This window comes from Streptomyces sp. DSM 116793 (assembly GCF_057320905.1).
Genome location: NZ_CM170494.1, coordinates 2431943 through 2451135, shown reverse-complemented (window position 1 = coordinate 2451135; position 19193 = coordinate 2431943). Strand labels below are relative to the sequence as shown.

The following is a 19193-nucleotide window of genomic DNA, read 5'->3' as shown; positions in this document are numbered from 1 at the left end:
ACGACGTCGGACGTCAGCGGCTCACGGTGACGTCCGCCGAGTTGACCTGCACGTACCGGTGGTTGAACTGAATCGTGTAGTACGTCTTCGCGCCGGTCACCACGGCCCCGTCAGAGGCGAAGAAGTCGTCGCTGGGGACGGCTGCCTGGTCGGCGACGTACGCCTGGCCGGCCGGGATGTGGTAGTCCGTCGCGGTCAGCGGCTTCTGCGTGGACGGAGAGTGGCCCGCCGGGTACTCCGCCGCGTCCGGGTAGGCGGTGCCGTAGACGGGCGCCGCCGTGTCGCCGGCCGCCTTGACGATGCGGACCCCGGGCGCGGGGATGGTGTAGCGGCCATCCGGGTTGTGGATCCAGCCCTTCTGGCCGTCGAACCAGATCGCCGTCCAGTCGCCCTGCTGGTCGGCCACCACGAACTGCTGGCCGTCCTGCACGGTGTCACTCCAGTCGTTGACCCGGTCCGTGCCCGCGGTGGCGTCCGGGTGCACGACGGGGTCGAGCAGCAGCGGGGCGTCGTCGGCCGGCGCGCTGCGCACGAAGAGGGAGTTGGACGGTGCCGTGACCTTGGTGCACTCGGTGGTGCCCCCGGTCGGGTCGTCCCCGGGGCAGACCGTGTACGTCTGGTCGTTCTCCTCGAACCCGGGGGCGATCGTCACCGCGGAGCCGACCGGCCCCACGCCGTGCGGCCCGACGTCGGTGGGGGCGTCCAGCATCCGCATGAACCGGGACCAGTCCCAGAAGGGGCCCATGTCCCAGTGCTGCGCGGCTATCCCCGAGTCGGAGGGCGCGGGCACGTCGTCGTGGCCGACGATGTGCTGGCGGTCCAGCGGGATGTTGTAGCGCGCGGCGAGGTAGCGCACCAGCCGGGCCGTCTGCTCGTAGGCGGCGTCCGTGTACCACTCGGCGCCGCGTGCGGAGAAGCCCTCGTGCTCGATCTGCACCGAGTGGAGGTTGCTCCAGTAGTTGCCGTCGCCGAAGGCGACGTCCTTGTTGGCCACCATCTGCGTGACCGCCCCGTCCGAGGACCGCATCACATACTGCGCGGAGGAGCCGCCGGGCTTCTGGAAGGTGGTGATGGTGTTGTCGTACGACGCCTCCGTGGTGTGGAGGACGATCTCGGTGATCTTGATGCCGTTCGCCGGCCGGTTGGACACCTGGCCGTTCGACGGGTCGGCCGGCACGAACTGGCAGTTCATGCTGGACGGGCACTCCGCCTGCGGCGCCGAGACGTCCTTCAGCTTGAGGCGGTCCACCTGCGCGTCGGCCGGCTTGGCGGCCGGGTCCGCGCTCAGCTCCACGCTCTGGTCGCCGGTGACCTTCTTCCTGCCGCCCGACCTGATGGTGCGGAAGACGTCGTCGACGAAGCCCTGCGCGGCCTTCTTGTCCGTCATCTGGCTGTACTTGGCGACCGCGGCCGTCCAGTCGGACGGCTTGTCGCTGAGCTTGCCGGTGATCTGCTTCTGGTAGGACGCCAGCAGGGCGGCGCCGCCGCGGATGTTGCTGCCGGTGTCGTGCCGCAGGTCGTCGGCGGAGATCCCGGTGAGGTCCGCGGCCTTCTGGAGGGTGTGCGCCTGGGGGCGGTCCGCGAGCGCCGGCGCGTCGGCGCGGCCCGCGGTGCCGGCGTCACCGGTGGCCAGCATGGACTTCGTGACGTCTCTGAGGGCCATCAGGCCGAAGCCGCCGTCGGCGCTGTAGCCCTTGTGCAGTTGCCAGCCCGACTCCTCGTGCGCCACTCCCATCAGCACCGGCAGTGGCACCTTGTACTCCTCGGCCGCCTGCTCGAACTGCTGCTGGACGTCCGTCTGCTTCTGATCGTCGGTGGCCTGCGCCAGCGCCGGCAGGAACACGAACGCCCCCGCCGCCACCGCGCCGCCCGCGACGGCCACCGAGAGCCACCGGAGCGTCTTCTTGCGTCTGTGCACTGTTTCCCTTTCACCGCAACCGCACGTCATGCGCTCTCGTCGTCGTCAGGGAACAGCCCCCTCGGGAGCACCACAGCCTCTACCCCGCCCGGCGTCGCACGCACCATGGATTTCATCGCGTCAACAGGTTCACTCAGGCAAATTGATATCAGACGTGCGGTGTCCGGATCGCGAAGGGCCTGTGGGGGATACCGAACGAAACGGTCACGGCCCGTCCGCCTTGTCATGGTTTGATGGTTCGTTTCCGGCCAGGTCCTGGCGGCGGCTGCCCGAACGGGCAGCGGGACGGCGGTCGTCCGGGCGGTTACGGGACGGCGTCCTGGCGGGCGGTCACGGCGACGCGGGGGCGGTCACGGCGACGCGGGGGCGTGCACGGCGTCGCGCCGCACGCGGGCGGTCACGGGATGACGAGCTTCTCCCGCTCGACGGGGGAGTCCCGCTGGGCCGCGCGCCTTCGGGGCGCGGCCCCACGCTGCCTTCCGGGCGCTCATGGCGCCGACGCAGCGGCGCGGGCCGCCAGGGGGACCGTCGTGAGCAGGACCAGGGCGACGACGAGTACCGGCACCGTGCCCTGGTGGACCTGGAGGGCGCCACCGGTGAGCGCGCCGCACACCAGCACCGTCACCGACACCGCCCGCCGCACCCGGGACGGCCCGGCCGGGTCGGCCACCAGGCCGGTGAGCGTACGGGTGAGGACCGTCGTGGTCAGGTCGGGCACCCCGAGCCGGTGCACCACGGCGTTCTGCAGCCCCATCCCCGCCGCGAGCAGCACGATCAGCACATACGACACCGCACCCGCGGCCCCCGCGGCGAGCGCCCCGGCCACCAGCAGGGCCTGCGCGGCGACCAGTGGCGCGAACATCCGCTCGGGCGTCCCGAACCGCGCCGCCCACCGCCCCCCGACCAGCACCCCCGCGACGAAGCACGCCACCGCCAGCAGCGAGGCCGGCGCGGACAGCTCCGCCGCACCGGCCAGCGCGAACGCCAGGAACGCCATGTTGCCGGTCATGTTGGCGACGAAGACGTGGTCCAGGCCCAGAAAGCTCACCGCGTCCACCAGACCGCTCACGAAGGTGAGCACCACCAGCAGCGGCGGCAGTACCCCGTGGTGCTCACGACTGCCCCCGAACAGCAGGGCGGCCGCGCGGTCGAGCAGGCCGACGACGGAGGGGAGGAAGTTCATACTCCCTGTCTCGGCAGCCGAGCCCGGCACCGCAAGCGTTCGGCCGGGCCCGGCAGCCGTGCCGGCACGGCAAGCGCTCGGCCGGCCCCCGGCCCCGTCCGGGACGAGTGGCGCCACCCGGGACCGCGTCGGACAATCCACGAGAGGCCCCACCGGCCGGAGAGGTCCGAGGAAACGGAGGGTCGCTCGCATGTCCCTCACCCAGCAGCCTTCGCCGGGCGCCGTCGAGGACTGGCCGCGCGCACCCCTGGACGAGTGGACCGGGACCAGGGACACCCTGCACATGTGGGCCCAGATCGTGGGGAAGGTCCGGCTGGCCGCGCGCGGCGCCCTGGAGGACCGCCCGGAGCGGCGCGCCGCACCCCGCTGATCCGGCCGGCCGAGCGGTCGGCCCCACCGTCCACGGCCGCGAGGGAGACCACGGCATGCGTGAGCAGAACGCAGGTGAGCAGCACACGGGGGAGCGGAGCGCGGGGGAGCGGAACTCGCCTGGGCCGGGCACGGACGGGCGGGGCACGCCCGGGCCGGGCACGGACGGGCGGGGGGCCGACCCGCGAGCGCTGGTCGAAGGGCTGGCGTGTGCGTCGCTGGTGGACGCGATGGGCCGCCTGTACGGGCACCGGGCCCACATCCTGAGCCTGGTCAGCCCCACTCCCGAACGGATCCTGTTCGGCCCGGCGGTGACGATCGCCTACCTGCCGTACCGCGACGACTTCACCGAGACCAACCGGCTGGGCTTCGGCGGCTGGTTCTACCGCGCCGTCGGGGACGCCCCGCGGGACAAGGTGCTGGTGCTCTCCAGCGGCGGCTACCCCAATGCCTCGCACGGCGGGGGCAGCAAACTGTCCCGCCTGCACAACCACCACCTGGCGGGCGTCCTCACCGACGGCAGGCTGCGCGACTTCGGCGAACTCGCCGGCTACGGCTTCGCGGCCTGGTGCGCGGGCGAGGCCACCCACTGGGGCGGCGACACGGTGGCCCCGTCGGCGGCGAACGTGCCCGTCGAGGTCGGCGGCGTCTGCGTGGCGCCCGGCGACTACGTCTTCGCCGACAGCTCGGGCGCCGTCGTCATCCCGGCCCGGGGGCTGTCCGACGTGGTCGCGGAGGCCCGCCGCATCGACGCGGAGGACCGGGGGTACCTGGCCCAGATCCGCGCCGAGGACCCCGAACGGATGCGGAGGGGCGACCAGCGCGCCACGGCGGGGTGACGCGACGGGACCGCCGAGGCCGCCGCCGCGCCCTCAGGGCCCCGGCAGCTCGCGCGGGAAGGAGAGCGCGACCGTGCCGCGCAGGTCGAGCACGAGGCGGTCGGGGGTGGGCACGAGGCGCAGGATGACGCGGTCGCACTCGGGGCAGCGGCCGACGTACCCGGGCGCACGGGAGTACACGCGCAGGCGCGCCAGCGGCCAGCCCGCGCCGCAGCCGGTGCACCGCCCGAGCGCGGTCGTCGGGTCCAGCGCCAGCAGCTCCGACAGCGGCCCGGCCAGCGCGTTGCCGTCCTCGTACCGCGCACGGAACGGCCCCGCGCCGGCACCGGGACCGTCCTCGGTACCGGCGCCGGGGCCCTCGTCCACGCCGGTGCCGGCACCGGGGCCGGCCCCAAAGCCCCTACCGGGGCCGTCCTCGCCACCGGTGCCGGGCCTGTCGTCCTTGCCGCGATCGTCGGGCTGCATGTCATCCTCCGGTGGGGCCGAACCGCTCGGTGCGGATGCGTTCGGGGGCGTGCCCCAGGCCCACCAGCAGGTCGGCGGCGGCCTCGACGAAGGCGGTGGGCCCGCACACGTAGCACAGCGGCGCGGACCCCGGTGGCCAGCCCGCCTCGGACAGATCCCGCGCCGTCAGCCGCCCCGCGGGCCGCGGCCGGTCCGCGGGGACGGTGCGGGTGTAGAGGCAGACGGTCCGCAGGCCCGCCTCGGAGCGGTCCAGCTCGGAGGCGTAGAGCCGGTCCTGAGGGGTGCGCACGGAGTACAGCAGCCGGAAGGGCGCCGGACTGCCGGCCGCGCGGCGGGTGCGGACCATCGCCATCAGCGGCACCAGGCCGGAGCCGCCGGCGACCAGCAGCACGGGGTCGCTCCGCTCGGGCCGCCAGACGAACCAGCCGCCCACCGGCCCGCGCACCTCCACCATGTCGCCGACCTCCATGACGTCCGCCAGGTACGGGGACACCTCGCCGTTCGGAACCCGCTGCACCGTCAGTTCGAGGCGGTCGCCGTCCGGCGCGGACGCCACCGAGTAGCTGCGCTGCGTGCTGTAGCCGTCCTCCGCGGTGAGCCGCACGTCGACGTGCTGGCCGGCCAGGTGCCCCGGCCAGGCGGGCACGTCGAAGACGAGGGTGTGCGCGGTGGCGGACTCACGGCGCCGGGCGGTCAGCTCGGCGGGCAGCCAGCGCAGCCGCCCGCCCGTCCGCCCCGGCCCGGCCGGCTGTCCCAGCCTGTCCGGTCCACCCGGTCCACCCGGCTGCCCCGGCTCACCCGTCCGCACCGGTCCGTCCGTCCGCCCGGGCCCGGCTAGTCACCCTGGTACCGCTGCTCGCGCCACGGGTCCCCGTAGTCGTGGTACCCGGCGGTCTCCCAGAAGCCGGGTTCGTCCTCGGTGCGCAGCTCGATCTCGCGCACCCACTTGGCGGACTTCCACAGGTACAGATGGGGGACCAGCAGCCGGGCCGGGCCGCCGTGCTCGGGTGCCAGGTCCGCCCCGTCGTAGCGGTACGCGATCCAGGCGCGCCCGCCGACCAGGTCCGCCAGCGGCAGGTTGGTGGTGTACCCGCCGTAGGCGTGCACGAGCGCGAACCGGGCGGTGGTCGGCACGTCCGCCATCAGGACGTCCAGTGAGACGCCCTCCCACCGGGTGCCGAATTTGGACCACTTGGTGACGCAGTGCAGGTCCACCGTGGGCGTCTCGGTGGGCAGGGCCGTGAACTCGGCCCAGTCCCAGCTGTGCGCCTCGCCCGCCTCGGTGCGGATCGTGAACCGCCACGCCTCCCGGTCCACCCGCGGCGTGGGCCCGGCGGACAGCACCGGGAAGTCCCGCGTCTCGTACTGGCCCGGGGGAAGCGCGTGCCCGGTGTCCCGGGCCCGGCCCCGGAACCCGCGCGAAATGATGACCATGCCGTCCCGCCCTTCACACAGATATGGACCTTATTGTCCACCTTTGTCCGTGACGGCGCAGATCGTGCACGCAGCGCAGGCGAAGCCGGTGCGGCGCTTGAGAACGAGCGCAGCGAAGACGAAGCCCGTCCGGCGTTTGAGGACGAGCGCAGCGAAAAAAGCCCGTCCGGCGTTTGAGGACGAGCCCGAAGGGCGAAGGGGGTCCGGGGCGCAGCCCCGGGACCGCGCCACCGGAGCGACCTGACGGTGGGACCGAACAGCCTCACCGAGTGACCGACGCCCCCCACAACCCCACGATCGCGTCGGTCAACCCCGTGGCCGTGTCCCGCCAACTCGCCCGGGGCGTGGGCGTCCTCTCCGCCAGCGCCCGCTCCCGCTCGGCGCACGTGTGCACGATCAGCTGCCGCGCCATGTCCCCCCGCTCGGCCCGCACCTCCGCCGGCAGGTCGGGCATGGTCGCGCTCAGCCGCCGCACGATGTGCCGCAGCGCGGGCGACGCGAGCGACACCTCGGTCATGATCTCGTGCAGGGCCGGATCCGTCATCACCTGCGCACAGAACCGCGCGTACCACGTGGGGCTGCCCAGCGCCGCCAGGTGCTCGGTGACGGGGCGGACCAGACACCCCACCCAGTCCCGCATCTCGCCGGAGTGCCCCGTCTCGTCCAGCAGCCGCACCCGCACCTGCTCGATGCGCCCGGCGTGCTTCATCGCGATGGCCCGCACCAGGTCGGCCTTGGTGCCGAAGTGGTAGCCGACGGCGGCGTTGTTGCCCTGGCCCGCGGCCTCGCTGATCCTCCGGTTGGACACCGCGTACACGCCCCGTTCGGCGAACAGCCGCTCCGCCGCCGTCAGGATCAGCTCCCGTGTTGCGCTGACCTGGTCAGCCCGTACCGACTTGCCCACCATGGTCACCACCTTACGGCGCACCGGAACTCACCCGGCCCAGGGAAGGCGCGCCCGCCCACACCCGCATCCGGACCGTCCGCACTCCTCACCCGCCCTCCCTCGCACCCCGGCCGCCCGCACCCGCACCGAACCGCCCGCGTCCCCCGCCCACACGAACGGATCATCGACTAACCTGAGCGAACTAAGTCAAGCGACTGATTTAAATCTTGGCCCGGACGGAGACCCGACGATGACCGACGCTCCTGCCAGACCCGCCGGCGGGGCGCCCCCCGCGCCACGGGCCAACCCCGTCGTGGCCGTGCTCGCCCTCGCCGGCATCACCGTGTCGTTGATGCAGACCCTGGTCATTCCGCTGATCCCGAAGCTGCCGGCGCTCCTGCACGCGTCCACGTCCGACGCGACCTGGGCGGTGACCGCGACGCTCCTCGCCGGTGCCGTCTCGACGCCGGTGATGGGGCGGCTCGGGGACATGTACGGCAAGCGGCGCATGCTGCTGGTGAGCCTGGTCCTGCTGGTGGCCGGCTCGTCCGTGGGGGCGCTCAGCGACTCCCTGGGCCCCATGGTGGCGGGCAGGGCCCTGCAGGGCATGGCGGCCGGGGTGATCCCGCTGGGGATCAGCATCATGCGGGACGAACTGCCCGCCGAACGGCTCCCCGGGGCGACCGCCCTGATGAGCGCCTCGCTCGGGGTGGGCGGCGCGCTCGGCCTGCCCGCCGCGGCCTTCCTGGCCGAACGCACCGACTGGCACGTGCTGTTCTGGACCTCGGCCGGCATCGGCGCCCTGGTCACCGTGCTGGTGCTCCGCCTGGTGCCGGAGTCCGCCGTGCGCACCGGCGGCCGTTTCGACGTGGTGGGTGCCGTGGGCCTGTCCGTCGCGCTGTTCTGCCTGCTGCTGGCGATCTCCAAGGGCGGCGACTGGGGCTGGGGCGCCGGCCGCACCACCGCGCTCTTCGGCGTCTGTGCCGTGGTGCTGGTGGTGTGGGGGTGGTACGAACTGCGCGCCCCCCGGCCACTGGTGGACCTGCGCACCACGGCACGCCGCCAGGTGCTGTTCACCAACCTCGCCTCGGCCGTGTTCGGCTTCTCGATGTTCGCGATGTCCCTGCTGCTGCCGCAGCTGCTCCAGATGCCGAAGGCCACCGGGTACGGCCTCGGGCAGTCGATGCTGGCCGTGGGCCTGGTCATGGCGCCCAACGGCCTGGTGATGATGGCCATGGCGCCGCTGTCCGCGCGGATCTCCCGGTCCCGCGGCCCGAAGGTGACGCTGATGACCGGCGCCGTCGTCGTGGCCGCCGGGTACGCGCTCGACATCGTGATGATGTCGGCCGTCTGGCAGTTGGTGGTGGTCTCCTGCATCGTCGGTGCCGGCATCGGGCTCGCCTACGGCGCCATGCCCGCGCTCGTCATGGCGGCCGTGCCGGTGTCCGAGACCGCGGCCGCCAACAGCCTCAACACGCTGATGCGGTCCATCGGCACCGCCATGTCCAGCGCGGTCGCGGGTGTGGTGCTCGCGCAGCTGGTCACCCGCTTCGGCCCGGTGCACCTGCCGTCCCGGAACGGCTTCCGGGTGGTGATGGCCATCGGTGCCGGTGCGGCCGTCGTCGCCCTCGGCTTCGCCGCGTTCCTGCCGGGGCGGCGCCCGCCCGTCACCGCCGCCCCCGCGGCCGCCGAGGCGGCGCCGGCACCCTCCCCGTCACCCTGACGTCGCTCCGCGTCACATTGACACGAAGGGGAGGGCTCCTTCATATTTTCCGCATGTTTATCAGCCATGCCCCGCTGCGCGCCGCGTTCGAGCTTGCGCTCATCGGCGTCAACGCGTTGAGCGTGGCCGATATTCACTGTCGCTGAACCACCGCCTCCCGCGAGTCCGACAGCTCTGCCACGGGTTCTCCACCCAAGTCCCCGCACCCCGTCCTATGGTGCAGAGGGGCGGCCTGCCCGCGGCTCCTTCGCTCCCGCACGCCGCGGCAGCACCGTGTCCCGGTCACCCCGGGCCCCGGTCGCCATCGGCGCCCGCTTCCACCACACGGTTCCCCGCCGGATCCGACGGCCGACACCCCGAGAGGCCCCCATGCGTCATCCGTCCAGCACCGCAGCCCGCCGCGCCGCGGCCGCATCCGTCAGCCTGGCCCTCGCCGCCGCAGCGGTCGCCTGCGCCGGGCCCGAGGACAAGGACGAGGGCGCCAAGGGCACCCCGCACAAGGGCGGCACCCTCACCGTCCTGAACACGGAACCGCAGACCGACTTCGACCCGGCGCGGCTGTACACGTCCGGCGGCGGAAACGTGCCTTCTCTGGTCTTCCGCACCCTGACCACGCGCAACCGCGCGAACGGCGCAGCGGGCAACAAGGTGGTGCCCGACCTCGCCACGGACCTCGGCACGCCCAGCAAGAACGCGACCGTCTGGACGTACACCCTGAAGAAGGGCCTGACGTACGAGGACGGCACGCCCATCACCAGCGCCGACATCAAGTACGGCATCGAGCGGTCGTTCGCCGCCGAACTCTCCGGCGGCGCCCCCTACCTGCGGGACTGGCTCGTCGGCGGCGCCGACTACCCCGGCCCCTACAAGGACAAGAAGGGGCTCGCCTCGATCGAGACCCCCGACGAGCGGACCATCGTCTTCCACCTGAACAAGCCCGAGGGCGAGTTCCCCTTCCTGGCCACCCAGACGCAGTTCACCCCCGTGCCGCGGAAGAAGGACGACGGCACCAGGTACGAGAACCACCCGGTCTCCTCGGGCCCCTACCGCGTCGTCAGCAACGAGAACGACGGGGAGACCCTCGTCCTCGCGCGCAACCGCCACTGGTCCCCGGCCACCGACGACCAGCGCAAGGCCTACCCGGACCGCATCGAGGTGCGCTCCGGCCTCGACCCCGCGGTGATCAACCAGCGGCTGTCCGCCGGCCGGGGCGCCGACGCCGCCGCCGTCACCACCGACACCAACCTCGGCCCCGCGGAACTGGCCAGGGTCAGCGGCGACAAGAGCCTCGCCGCCCGGGTCGGCACCGGCCACTTCGGGTACACCAACTACCTGGCGTTCGACCCGAAGGTGAAGCCGTTCGACAACCCGAAGGTCCGCGAGGCCATCGCCTACGCCATCGACCGGTCCTCGGTCATCAACGCGGTCGGCGGCACCTCCCTCGCCGAGCCCGCCACCACCTTCCTGCCGAACCAGAAGGCCTTCGGCTACACGCCCTACGACCCGTTCCCCGCCGGCCCGTCGGGCAACCCGAAGAAGGCCAGGCAGGTCCTCGCCGAGGCCGGCTACCCGCACGGCATCACCATCACGCTCACCCACGCCAACCAGGACCCGGAGGCCGGCCCCGAGATCGCCACGGCCGTCCAGGACGCCCTGAAGAAGGCGGGCATCACCGTGAAGCTCAGGGGCCTGGAGGTCAACCAGTACCGCGACGCGTACAAGAGCGTGAAGAAGGAGCCCGGATTCTTCCTCGCCCGGTGGGGCGCCGACTGGCCCTCCGGCGGCCCCTTCCTCGCCCCCATCTTCGACGGCCGCCAGATCGTCAGGAACGGCGCCAACTTCAACCACGCCCAGCTCGACGACCCCGCCGTAAACAAGGAGATCGACGCGATCAACCAGCTGACCGACCTGAACGCCGCCGCCAGGCGCTGGGGCGCCCTCGACAAGCGCATCGGCGAACAGGCCCTGGACGTCCCGCTGTTCCACCCCGTCTACAAGCGGCTCTACGGCAAGGACGTGAAGAACGTCGTGATCGGGAACTGGACGGGCGTCCTCGACGTCTCCCAGGTCGCGGTCAAGTAGCGCGGCCGGAGCCCGACACCATGAGTGAGGCCCTGCTGCCCACCGAGACGGCCACGGACCCGGCGGCACCCCCTCCCGCCTCCGGCGGCCGCCCGTTCCTGCGCCGGCTGCGCGCACAGCCGGCCGCCCTCGTCGCCGGCGGGATCGTCGTCCTGCTCGTGCTCGTCGCGATCGCCGCGCCGCTGCTCACCGCCCTGGAGGGGCAGGACCCCACCACCTACCACCCGCACCTGGTCGACTCGGCCAGGGGCGGCGTGCCGGTGGGGCCGCTCGGCGGGATCAGCGCCCACCACTGGCTCGGCGTGGAGCCCCAGACGGGACGGGACCTGTTCGCCCGCCTCGTCTACGGCGCCCGGGTCTCCCTCGGCGTCGCCGTCGCCGCCACCCTGGTGCAGATCCTCATCGGACTCGTCGTCGGGGTGGCCGCGGGGCTCGGCGGCGGCTGGGCGGACCAGGCCCTGAGCCGCCTCACCGACATCTTCGTCGCCCTGCCCCTCATGATCATGGCACTGGCGGTGCTGGCCATCGTGCCCCCGTCCGTGCCGCGGCCCGTCCTGGTCGCCGTCATCATCGGACTGATCGCCTGGGGCTCCACGGCGAAGATCGTGCGGGCGCACACCATCACCCTCAAAGAGCTCGACCATGTCGCCGCGGCCCGCCTCAGCGGCTGGAGCACCTGGCACATCGCCCGCCGTGAACTCCTGCCGGCCCTCGCCGCCCCCGTCATCACCTACGGGGCGCTGCTGGTGCCCGCGAACATCACCGTCGAGGCGGCACTCTCCTTCCTGGGGGTCGGCGTCAAACCGCCCACCCCCTCCTGGGGACAGATGATCACCACCGCCAACGTCTGGTACCAGGCGGCACCGCAGTACCTGCTCCTCCCGGCCGGGGCGCTGTTCGTCACGGTGCTGGCGATGACCGTCCTCGGAGACGGGGTGCGCACCGCGCTCGACCCGAGGGCCGCGTCCCGGCTGCGCATCGGCACCGGACGCAAGCGGGAGGCCAAGGCATGAGCACGACCACCGTCCGCCGGCGCCCGCTGGTGTGGCGCGCGCTGTCCGCACCCGGCGGGCTCGGCGGGTTCTTCCTGCGCCGGGCCCTGACCGCCGTCGCCACCCTGCTGGCCATCACCGTGATCGTCTACGCGGTGTTCTACATCGTGCCCGGCGACGTCGCCCAGATCACCTGCGGTGAGCGCTGCTCGCCCGCCCAGGTCCACCAGGTCGCGGCCCAACTCCACCTGGACGACCCGGTGTACGAGCGGTACTGGGAGTTCCTGCGCGGCATCGTCGCGGGCCGCACCTTCTCCACCGGCACCTCGCTCGAACACTGCGCCGCGCCCTGCCTGGGCCTGTCGTACCAGAGCGACCAGCAGGTCACGCAGCTGATCACGGCCAAGCTCCCGGTCACCGCGTCCCTCGCGCTGGGCGCCCTGGTGATCTACCTGCTGCTGGGCGTCGGCACCGGCCTGCTCGCCGCCTGGCGGCGCGGCCGGCCCTCCGAGCGGCTGCTGACCGGGCTCACCCTCGCCGGCTGGGCCACCCCCGTCTTCGTCATCGGCCTCCTGCTGATGATCGTCGTCTGCGGCCAGCTGGACCTGCTGCCCTTCCCGCAGTACGTGCCCCTGACCGAGGACCCCGAACAGTGGGCGTGGAACCTGCTGCTGCCGTGGTTCTCGCTCGCGCTGGCCGAGGCGGCCAGGTACGCCCGGGTGACCCGTGCCGCGATCCTGGAGACCCTGGCCGAGGACCATGTGCGGACCTTCCGCGCCTACGGCGTCTCCGAACGCTCGGTCCTCACCCGGCACGCGCTGCGCGGCGCGCTCGCCCCCGTCATCGCGCTCGCCGCCAACGACTTCGGCTCGATGTTCGGCGGGGCCGTGCTCACCGAGGCGCTCTTCGGGCTGCCCGGCATCGGCCAGGCGCTGGTGAGCGCCGTCAACGTGTCGGACCTGCCCGTGGTCGTCGGCATGGTGCTCGTCACCGGCTTCTTCGTGGTGCTCGCCAATCTCGTCGCGGACGTCCTGTACGCGGTGGCCGACCGGAGGGTGGTGCTCGTATGAGCCTCGTGGACGTCCGCGGGCTGACCGTCGACTACGGCACCACGCGTGCCGTCGACGACCTCTCCTTCACGCTGGCCAAGGGCGCCGCCCTCGGCCTGGTGGGCGAGTCGGGCTCCGGCAAGAGCACCGTCGCCGCCGCGCTGCTCGGCCTGCACCGCGGGACCGGGGCCCGCACCGGCGGCACCGTCACGGTGGCCGGCACCGATGTCCGCAAGGCCACCGACGAGGAGATCCGCCGACTGCGCGGCGGCCGGGCCGCGATGGTCTTCCAGGACCCGCTCTCGTCACTCGACCCCTACTACGCCGTCGGGGACCAGATAGCCGAGGTGTACCGCACGCACACCCGCGCCGGACGCCGGGCCGCCCGGCAGCGGGCCGTTCAGGTGCTCGACCTGGTCGGCATACCCGACGCCGCCCGCAGGGCACGTATGCACCCCCACGAGTTCAGCGGCGGCATGCGGCAACGGGCCCTGATCGCCATGGCCATGGCCTGCGAACCGGAACTCCTCATCGCCGACGAGCCGACCACGGCCCTCGACGTCACCGTCCAGGCGCAGATCCTCGACCTGCTCCACGGCCTGCGCGAGGAGACCGGGATGGGGCTGCTGCTCGTCACCCACGACGTGGGGGTGGCCGCGGAGAGCGTCGACGACGTCCTGGTGATGCGTGCGGGACGGGCCGTCGAACGCGGCCCCGTCCGCACCGTCCTGCGGACCCCCGCCGAGCCGTACACCCGGGAACTGCTCGGCGCCGTGCCCCGCGTGGACGGGCCCAGGGCCGAGCGGGCCCCGGTCACGGGCGACGTCCTGCTCACCGCCACCGGCCTGCGCCGCGACTTCGGACGGGGCCGGCGCGCCGTCACCGCCGTCGACGACGTCTCCCTCACCCTGCACAGCGGCGAGACCCTGGGCATCGTCGGCGAGAGCGGTAGCGGCAAGACCACGCTCGGGCGGATGCTCGTCGGGCTGCTGGAGCCGACCGCCGGCACCCTCGCGTACGGGGGCGGTCGGCCCCGCGTCCAGATGGTCTTCCAGGACCCGGTCTCCTCGCTCAACCCCAGGCGCAGCATCGGCGAGGCCGTCGCGGACCCGCTGCGCGCCCGCGGCGAGCGCGACGGGGCCCGGCTCCGCGCCCGCGTGGGGGACCTCCTCGAACGCGTGGGCCTCGACCCCGCCCACTACGACCGCTATCCGCACGAGTTCAGCGGCGGACAGCGCCAGCGCGTGGGCATCGCCCGGGCGCTCGCTCCCCAGCCCGACCTCGTCGTCTGCGACGAACCGGTGTCCTCGCTGGACGTCACCACGCAGGCGCAGGTGATCGCGCTGCTGGCCGAGGTCCAGCGGGAGTTCGGACTCGCGCTCGTGTTCATCGCCCACGACCTCGCCGTGGTACGGCAGGTCAGCGACCGGGTCGCGGTCATGCGGCGGGGGAGCGTGGTGGAGTACGGCACGGCCGAGGAGGTGTACGGGGCGCCGCGCGACCCCTACACCCGGCGGCTGCTCGCCGCGGTGCCGGCGCTCGACCCGGTCGCCGCGGCCGAACGCCGCTCGGCCCGGCGCGCCCTGTCCCCCGCCTCCTGAGCCACCGGCGCCGGCCGCCACGCTCCCCGTGCTGGAGCCCGGGGCCACCAGGACGGTGTCGGTGACCCACAGCGGTTCGAGGACACCGGTGGCCATGGCAGGGCGGCCTGACCGGCACCCCGGCGTCGCGGCCGGGGCGCCGGTGCCGTCACCGGCCGGGTGAGGAGGCCGCCGCGGGCGGGGGCGCGGGGGCGCCCCGCAGGTCGGGGGTGAGGGCGGCGACCAGGGCCACCGCGGTGAGGCAGAGCAGCCCGCCGGTGACGAGGGCCGTCGCGCCCGACGTGGCGTCCGCGACCAGGCCGGCGCGCATGTTGCCGAGGTCGGGGCCTGCCTGCCCGACGATCTGCTCGGCGGCGCCGACCCGGCCGAGCAGTCCGGCCGGCGCCTGGCTCTGGACGACGGTGCTCCGGGAGATCACGGAGACGGTGTCGGCCGCGCCGGCCAGGGCGAGGAACGCCAGCCCCGTCCAGGGCCCGGGCGCCATGGCGAACAGGGTGAGGGCCACGCCCCAGCCGGCGGAGCCCAGGAGCATGGTCAGGCCGGGGCGCGGCAGCCGGGTGAAGGCCCCGGAGAACACGGACGCCACGACGCCGCCGGCCGCCACCGCGGTGAGGAAGAGGCCGAGGGTGCGCGGGTCGTCGCCGAACCGCTCCGCGTTCAGCAGCGGGAACAGACTGATCGGCATCGACAGCACGGTGGTGGCCAGGTCCGTGAGCAGCGCTCCGCGGATGACGGGGGTCCGGGCGACGAACGCCAGGCCGTCCAGCACGCCGCGCGGGCCGGGACGGGCCGGCTCAGGGCCAGGGGGCATGCGGGGCAGTCCCCACGCCCCGTAGCACGCCGCGGCGAAGGAGAGCGTGTCGATCAGGTAGCAGCCGCCGACGCCGAGCCCGCCGACGGTGAGGCTGCCCAGCGCCGGGCCCAGCAGCATGGCCCCCTGGAAGGAGAGCCTGCGCAGGGCGAGGCCCGCGGCCAGCTGGTGGGCCGGCAGCAGGTGGGGGAGCAACGTGCGCGACACCGGGCCGCTGCCGGCGCCGAAGCAGGCCTGGGCGGCGACCAGCGCCAGCACTCCGGCGGGCGGGAGGTGGCCGAACAGGCCCTGGGCGGCGAGCAGGAGGGAGCAGACTCCCCGCCCGCCGGTCGTCAGCAGGTAGAACGCCCGGCGCTCCACGCGGTCGGCCACCGAGCCCGCGAGGAGGCCGAGCACGACGAGCGGCAGGGCCTGGGCCAGCCCGACCGCGCCGGTCCACGTGCTGCTCCGCGTCGTCTGCCAGACCTGGTACGCCACCGCGACCAGGGTCATCTGGCCGCCGAGACCGGAGAGTGCCTCCCCGGCCCACAGCCGCCGGAACGCGGGGGACGAGCGCAGCGGTGCGACGTCCATCAGCGCGCGTGTCAGGCCCACGCGGCCCGCCTCCGCACGTGGCCGCGCGTCCCGTCGCGCGGGCCTGGGCAACCACCATCTCCCGGTGGCCCGGACACGACGGGGACCGCCCCTTCGGGGCGGTGGCGATGTGGCGGTCTCGTGGTGGCTGACCGTTTCCCCACTGTCCTGGGGGCGTGGGAGGTGCCCCGGGTTCCCCCGGGCCCTGCGGGGCGCGCCCCAGTGGCCCGGAGGGCATCCGCGCGGCCCGGCCGCGCGCCCTGTCGGGGTGCTCCTTCCGGCCGAGGCCGGCACGGCGCCCGCAGGGGCGCGGGGAACTGCGCGAGCAACCGCCCACCGGCCGGTGGCCCGGACACGACGGGGACCGCCCCTTCGGGGCGGTGGCGATGTGGCGGGCTCGTGGTGGCTGACCGTTTCCCCACTGTCCTGGGGGCGTGGGAGGTGCCCCCGGTTCCATGCGCCGCTTCTCGCGCCGCTTCGCGGCTCCCCGGGTTCTCGGGAGCGGGGCCCGGCGCCCCTACCGCCACGCCGGGTCCTCCGCCAGCCTCTCCGTGATGCGGTCGTGGAAGCTCTTGCGTGCCAGGGCCCGTTCGATGTCGGTGACCACGCGGCTGAGCGGGTAGGGGAGTTCGGCTTCCAGGTCCACGAGGGCGGCCTCCGTGGCGCGCCACTCAGCGGCGAGCCGGCCGACGACGGAGCGGGCGCGGGGCGTCAGCGTCACCCGCTTGCTGCGGGCGTCGTCGCCCGCGACCGTCTCGACCCAGCCCGCCGCGCGCATCGCGGCCACCTTCTGGCTGAGCGCCGAGTGGGTGCGGCCGACCGACTCGGCCAGCTCCTTGATGGTCATCGGCCCGCGCGCGTGCAGGCGCAGCAGCTCCATCACGAAGCTCGGCTTGAGCCCGTCGATCCGCTCCTCCGCGTAGACACGTGCGATGTCGGCGTCCATCGCGGCCTGCAGGAACCGCAGCGGCCGCCAGATGCTGTGCAGGGTCGGGTCGTCGACGTGGGGTCTGTCAGCTACCGGGTCATCGGTCATGGCCGCATCGTAACAGTACTTATGTAAGTGCTGTTGGGTTTTCGGGGAACGCTTACCCCTCCTCCGCCCTCACCAGGTGCAGCGAGGCACTGGCCCAGTCCCCGTGCGGCAGGTCCGGGGTGATGCCGTACCCCATGAGCACGGACGCGTGGTGCACCGTGCCCGTGCGGGTGTCGCGGTAGCGGGCGGTGGGGTCGAGGCCGGCCAGGCGGAGGGCGGGGCGCGGGGTGCCGTGGCGGGGTGCGCGCTGCCAGACCAGCACGAAGGCCTCCCGCGCGTCGGCGGTGACGTACTGCACCGCGGTCGGGCCGTCGTCCCCGGGCCCGCGCAGCCGGTGCAGGGCGCCGTGCTGGACGATGTGCCGGACCTTCTTGTACTCCGCCACGAGACCGGCGGCCTCGGCGCACTCCTCGGGCGTCCAGCGCGCCAGGTCGCCGCCGAGCGCCAGGACGCCCGCCATGGCCACGTGGAAGCGGTAGCGCAGCGGGACCGAGCGGCCGGTGAGCTGGTTGGGCACGTCCGTCACCCAGGCTGCCATCGTGCCGGCCGGGTGGACCTGCGCGTAGCCGTGCTGGATGGAGACCCGGTCCGCGGCGTCCGTGTTGTCGGAGGGCCAGGCCTGGTCGGTGCGGGCGAGCATGGCGAGGTCGACGCGCCCGCCACCGCCGCTGCACGCCTCGATGCGCAGCGCCGGATGGTCCGCGCGCAACCGGTCGATGACGCGGTGCAGGTTCCGCACGTACCGCGTCCACAGCAGGTCGTGGCCGCCCTCGCGGCCGGGCCAGCCGGCCTCGCTGAAGGCGCGGTTCATGTCCCACTTGAGGAAGTCGACGCCGTTCTCGGCGACCAGCCGGGTCAGCCAGCCGTACGCCCACTCGGCGACGTCGTCGCGGGCGAAGTTGAGCACGAGCTGGTTGCGCAGCTCGGTGCGGGTGCGGTGCGGGAAGTGCAGGACCCAGTCCGGGTGCGCGCGGTACAGGTCGCTGTCCGGGTTGACCATCTCGGGCTCCACCCACAGCCCGAAGCGCATGCCGAGCCGGTGCACCTCCTCGATCAGCGGGGTGAGTCCGTTCGGGAAGCCCTTCTCGGCCGGCGTCCAGTCACCGAGGCCCGCGGTGTCGTCGCGACGGGCGCCGAACCAGCCGTCGTCCACGACGTACAGCTCCACCCCCAGCTCCGCGGCCCGCTGCGCGAGCGCCTTCTGGCCCGCCTCGCTCACCTCGAAGCCGGTGGCCTCCCAGGAGTTGAAGAGCACGGGCCGCAGCTCGTCCGGGTGCGGCAGCACGTGCGCGCGGACGTACGCGTGCCAGGCGCGGCTCGCCGCGCCGAAGCCGCCGTCGGTGAAGACGCCCGCGAACCGCGGTGTCGTGTGCTCCTCGCCGGGGCCGAGCGGCAGGGACACCCCGTCGTGCCCGGCGCCGCCGGTGAACGCGGTCCGCCCGTCGGGGGTGCGCTGCACGGTGATCCCCCAGCTTCCGCTCCAGGCCAGGGCCGCGCTCCACACCTCGCCGCGGTCCTCGGTGGCGTCGCCCGCGTCCAGCATCACCCAGGGGCTCGCGTGGTGGCTGGTGATGCCGCGACGGCTGGTGAGCACCGTCTCGCCGTGCGGGACCGGCTCCCGGTGCAGCAGTCCCTCCGCCGACCAGCGGCCCGTCACGTGGCTGAGCCGGTAGTCGTCGCGGGGCGGCAGCGTCCAGGCGGCCGAGTCCGCGCGCAGCAGGGTCAGCGGCTCCTGCCCGGTGTTGCGCAGCACGGTCCAGCGCTCGATGACGTCGGTGCCGGCGTGCACGCGGTAGTGCAGGGTGACGTCCAGCGGGTAGTGGCGGTCGCGGAACTCCAGGGCCAGCTCGGCCGTTCCGGGCGCCGGCTCCGTGGTCCTGTGGCCGACCGGCCGCCACTCGAAGGCCCGGGTGCCGTCCGCGAACCGCACCCGCAGGGACGGCGCCCCGTACCGGGCGCCGCCGTCCACGGGCAGTTCCTCGCCGGCCGCCGGGCGCCCCTCGAAGCTGCTGATCTCCCCGGCCGGCGGCGTCACCAGCTCCCCGGCCGCCGCGAGGCTCAGCCGCGGCCCCCAGCCGAGGTGGCAGGGCGCTCCCGTGTCGTCGATCCGCAGCGCGTACGAGGTGCGCGCGGTGGAGAGCAGCCAGACCCCGCGGGCCGGGTCGAAGGAGATCGCAGACATTGATCCTCGCGTTCGGAGCGTGGGGAGCGTTCGGTCAGCGCCACACGAGC

The 19193-nt window shown here is 73.7% G+C and carries 17 protein-coding genes; 8 read left to right on the top strand and 9 right to left on the bottom strand.

Annotated elements, in window-relative coordinates; translation table 11 throughout:
* Nucleotides 1-13: 13 nt before the first annotated feature.
* Together ACSMXW_RS10075 and ACSMXW_RS10070 are read right to left on the bottom strand one after the other, a co-directional pair.
* Entirely contained in the window at nt 14-1918 is a 1905-nt protein-coding gene (locus ACSMXW_RS10075; RefSeq protein ID WP_485805370.1) for an N-acetylmuramoyl-L-alanine amidase, read from the bottom strand.
* A gap of 487 nt (nt 1919-2405) precedes the next feature.
* Nucleotides 2406-3101, bottom strand: coding sequence for a YoaK family protein (locus ACSMXW_RS10070; RefSeq protein ID WP_485805368.1), 696 nt, complete (start codon nt 3099-3101; stop codon nt 2406-2408).
* A gap of 190 nt (nt 3102-3291) precedes the next feature.
* Between ACSMXW_RS10070 and ACSMXW_RS10065 the strand changes: the two genes are divergently transcribed.
* Together ACSMXW_RS10065 and ACSMXW_RS10060 are read left to right on the top strand one after the other, a co-directional pair.
* The gene (locus tag ACSMXW_RS10065) at nt 3292-3471 is read left to right on the top strand and encodes a DUF5996 family protein (protein ID WP_485805367.1); all 180 of its coding nucleotides are present in this window, start codon (nt 3292-3294) and stop codon (nt 3469-3471) included.
* 55 nt (nt 3472-3526) lie between these two features.
* Nucleotides 3527-4309 (top strand): RraA family protein, encoded by a 783-nt coding sequence (locus ACSMXW_RS10060; RefSeq protein ID WP_485805365.1) that lies wholly within the window; start codon nt 3527-3529, stop codon nt 4307-4309.
* A 33-nt stretch (nt 4310-4342) separates the two neighbouring features.
* Here the strand turns inward: ACSMXW_RS10060 and ACSMXW_RS10055 are convergent, their stop codons facing one another.
* From ACSMXW_RS10055 to ACSMXW_RS10040, 4 genes are all read right to left on the bottom strand, one after another.
* Nucleotides 4343-4774, bottom strand: a complete 432-nt coding sequence (locus ACSMXW_RS10055) for a DUF6510 family protein (protein ID WP_485805363.1) — start codon at nt 4772-4774, stop codon at nt 4343-4345.
* A gap of 1 nt (nt 4775) precedes the next feature.
* Nucleotides 4776-5531 carry a ferredoxin reductase gene (locus ACSMXW_RS10050; RefSeq protein ID WP_485807927.1) on the bottom strand — a complete coding sequence of 252 codons (756 nt, stop codon included), beginning with the start codon at nt 5529-5531 and terminating at the stop codon, nt 4776-4778.
* A 77-nt stretch (nt 5532-5608) separates the two neighbouring features.
* Nucleotides 5609-6208, bottom strand: coding sequence for a sulfite oxidase-like oxidoreductase (locus ACSMXW_RS10045; protein WP_485805361.1), 600 nt, complete (start codon nt 6206-6208; stop codon nt 5609-5611).
* A 262-nt stretch (nt 6209-6470) separates the two neighbouring features.
* Nucleotides 6471-7115 (bottom strand): TetR/AcrR family transcriptional regulator, encoded by a 645-nt coding sequence (locus ACSMXW_RS10040; protein ID WP_485805359.1) that lies wholly within the window; start codon nt 7113-7115, stop codon nt 6471-6473.
* 229 nt (nt 7116-7344) lie between these two features.
* Between ACSMXW_RS10040 and ACSMXW_RS10035 the strand changes: the two genes are divergently transcribed.
* From ACSMXW_RS10035 to ACSMXW_RS10010, 6 genes are all read left to right on the top strand, one after another.
* The gene (locus ACSMXW_RS10035) at nt 7345-8817 is read left to right on the top strand and encodes an MFS transporter (RefSeq protein ID WP_485805357.1); all 1473 of its coding nucleotides are present in this window, start codon (nt 7345-7347) and stop codon (nt 8815-8817) included.
* A gap of 53 nt (nt 8818-8870) precedes the next feature.
* On the top strand, nt 8871-8963 hold the full coding sequence (locus ACSMXW_RS10030) for an Ms4533A family Cys-rich leader peptide (protein ID WP_485805355.1): 93 nt from the start codon (nt 8871-8873) through the stop codon (nt 8961-8963).
* Nucleotides 8964-9186: 223 nt separating this feature from the next.
* The gene (locus ACSMXW_RS10025) at nt 9187-10899 is read left to right on the top strand and encodes an ABC transporter substrate-binding protein (RefSeq protein ID WP_485805353.1); all 1713 of its coding nucleotides are present in this window, start codon (nt 9187-9189) and stop codon (nt 10897-10899) included.
* Nucleotides 10900-10919: 20 nt separating this feature from the next.
* A complete protein-coding gene (locus ACSMXW_RS10020) occupies nt 10920-11912 on the top strand; it encodes an ABC transporter permease (protein ID WP_485805352.1) in 993 nt (330 codons plus the stop codon).
* The gene (locus ACSMXW_RS10015) at nt 11909-12961 is read left to right on the top strand and encodes an ABC transporter permease (RefSeq protein ID WP_485805351.1); all 1053 of its coding nucleotides are present in this window, start codon (nt 11909-11911) and stop codon (nt 12959-12961) included. The genes ACSMXW_RS10020 and ACSMXW_RS10015 overlap by 4 nt, the downstream gene beginning before the upstream one ends.
* Entirely contained in the window at nt 12958-14541 is a 1584-nt protein-coding gene (locus ACSMXW_RS10010) for a dipeptide ABC transporter ATP-binding protein (protein WP_485805349.1), read from the top strand. Before ACSMXW_RS10015 ends, ACSMXW_RS10010 begins: the two co-directional genes overlap by 4 nt.
* A gap of 148 nt (nt 14542-14689) precedes the next feature.
* Here ACSMXW_RS10010 and ACSMXW_RS10005 read toward each other — a convergent pair whose 3' ends face one another.
* The 3 genes from ACSMXW_RS10005 to ACSMXW_RS09995 all read right to left on the bottom strand — a co-directional run bounded on the left by ACSMXW_RS10005 (nt 14690) and on the right by ACSMXW_RS09995 (nt 19143).
* Complete coding sequence (locus ACSMXW_RS10005; RefSeq protein WP_485805348.1) at nt 14690-15946, bottom strand: MFS transporter; 1257 nt, start codon at nt 15944-15946, stop codon at nt 14690-14692.
* Between the two features lie 496 nt (nt 15947-16442).
* Nucleotides 16443-16961, bottom strand: a complete 519-nt coding sequence (locus tag ACSMXW_RS10000; protein WP_485805346.1) for a MarR family winged helix-turn-helix transcriptional regulator — start codon at nt 16959-16961, stop codon at nt 16443-16445.
* A 52-nt stretch (nt 16962-17013) separates the two neighbouring features.
* Nucleotides 17014-19143 carry an alpha-galactosidase gene (locus tag ACSMXW_RS09995; RefSeq protein WP_485805344.1) on the bottom strand — a complete coding sequence of 710 codons (2130 nt, stop codon included), beginning with the start codon at nt 19141-19143 and terminating at the stop codon, nt 17014-17016.
* Between the last annotated feature and the right edge of the window lie 50 nt (nt 19144-19193).

What these genes read in the sequence shown, in the direction of transcription:
- ACSMXW_RS10070 (WP_485805368.1), bottom strand. Translation starts at nt 3,101, where the DNA reads ATGAACTTCCTCCCCTCCGTCGTCGGCCTGCTCGACCGCGCGGCCGCC.
- ACSMXW_RS10065 (WP_485805367.1), top strand. Translation starts at nt 3,292, where the DNA reads ATGTCCCTCACCCAGCAGCCTTCGCCGGGCGCCGTCGAGGACTGGCCG.
- ACSMXW_RS10060 (WP_485805365.1), top strand. Translation starts at nt 3,527, where the DNA reads ATGCGTGAGCAGAACGCAGGTGAGCAGCACACGGGGGAGCGGAGCGCG.
- ACSMXW_RS10055 (WP_485805363.1), bottom strand. Translation starts at nt 4,774, where the DNA reads ATGCAGCCCGACGATCGCGGCAAGGACGACAGGCCCGGCACCGGTGGC.
- ACSMXW_RS10045 (WP_485805361.1), bottom strand. Translation starts at nt 6,208, where the DNA reads ATGGTCATCATTTCGCGCGGGTTCCGGGGCCGGGCCCGGGACACCGGG.
- ACSMXW_RS10040 (WP_485805359.1), bottom strand. Translation starts at nt 7,115, where the DNA reads ATGGTGGGCAAGTCGGTACGGGCTGACCAGGTCAGCGCAACACGGGAG.
- ACSMXW_RS10035 (WP_485805357.1), top strand. Translation starts at nt 7,345, where the DNA reads ATGACCGACGCTCCTGCCAGACCCGCCGGCGGGGCGCCCCCCGCGCCA.
- ACSMXW_RS10030 (WP_485805355.1), top strand. Translation starts at nt 8,871, where the DNA reads ATGTTTATCAGCCATGCCCCGCTGCGCGCCGCGTTCGAGCTTGCGCTC.
- ACSMXW_RS10025 (WP_485805353.1), top strand. Translation starts at nt 9,187, where the DNA reads ATGCGTCATCCGTCCAGCACCGCAGCCCGCCGCGCCGCGGCCGCATCC.
- ACSMXW_RS10020 (WP_485805352.1), top strand. Translation starts at nt 10,920, where the DNA reads ATGAGTGAGGCCCTGCTGCCCACCGAGACGGCCACGGACCCGGCGGCA.
- ACSMXW_RS10015 (WP_485805351.1), top strand. Translation starts at nt 11,909, where the DNA reads ATGAGCACGACCACCGTCCGCCGGCGCCCGCTGGTGTGGCGCGCGCTG.
- ACSMXW_RS10010 (WP_485805349.1), top strand. Translation starts at nt 12,958, where the DNA reads ATGAGCCTCGTGGACGTCCGCGGGCTGACCGTCGACTACGGCACCACG.
- ACSMXW_RS10000 (WP_485805346.1), bottom strand. Translation starts at nt 16,961, where the DNA reads ATGACCGATGACCCGGTAGCTGACAGACCCCACGTCGACGACCCGACC.
- ACSMXW_RS09995 (WP_485805344.1), bottom strand. Translation starts at nt 19,143, where the DNA reads ATGTCTGCGATCTCCTTCGACCCGGCCCGCGGGGTCTGGCTGCTCTCC.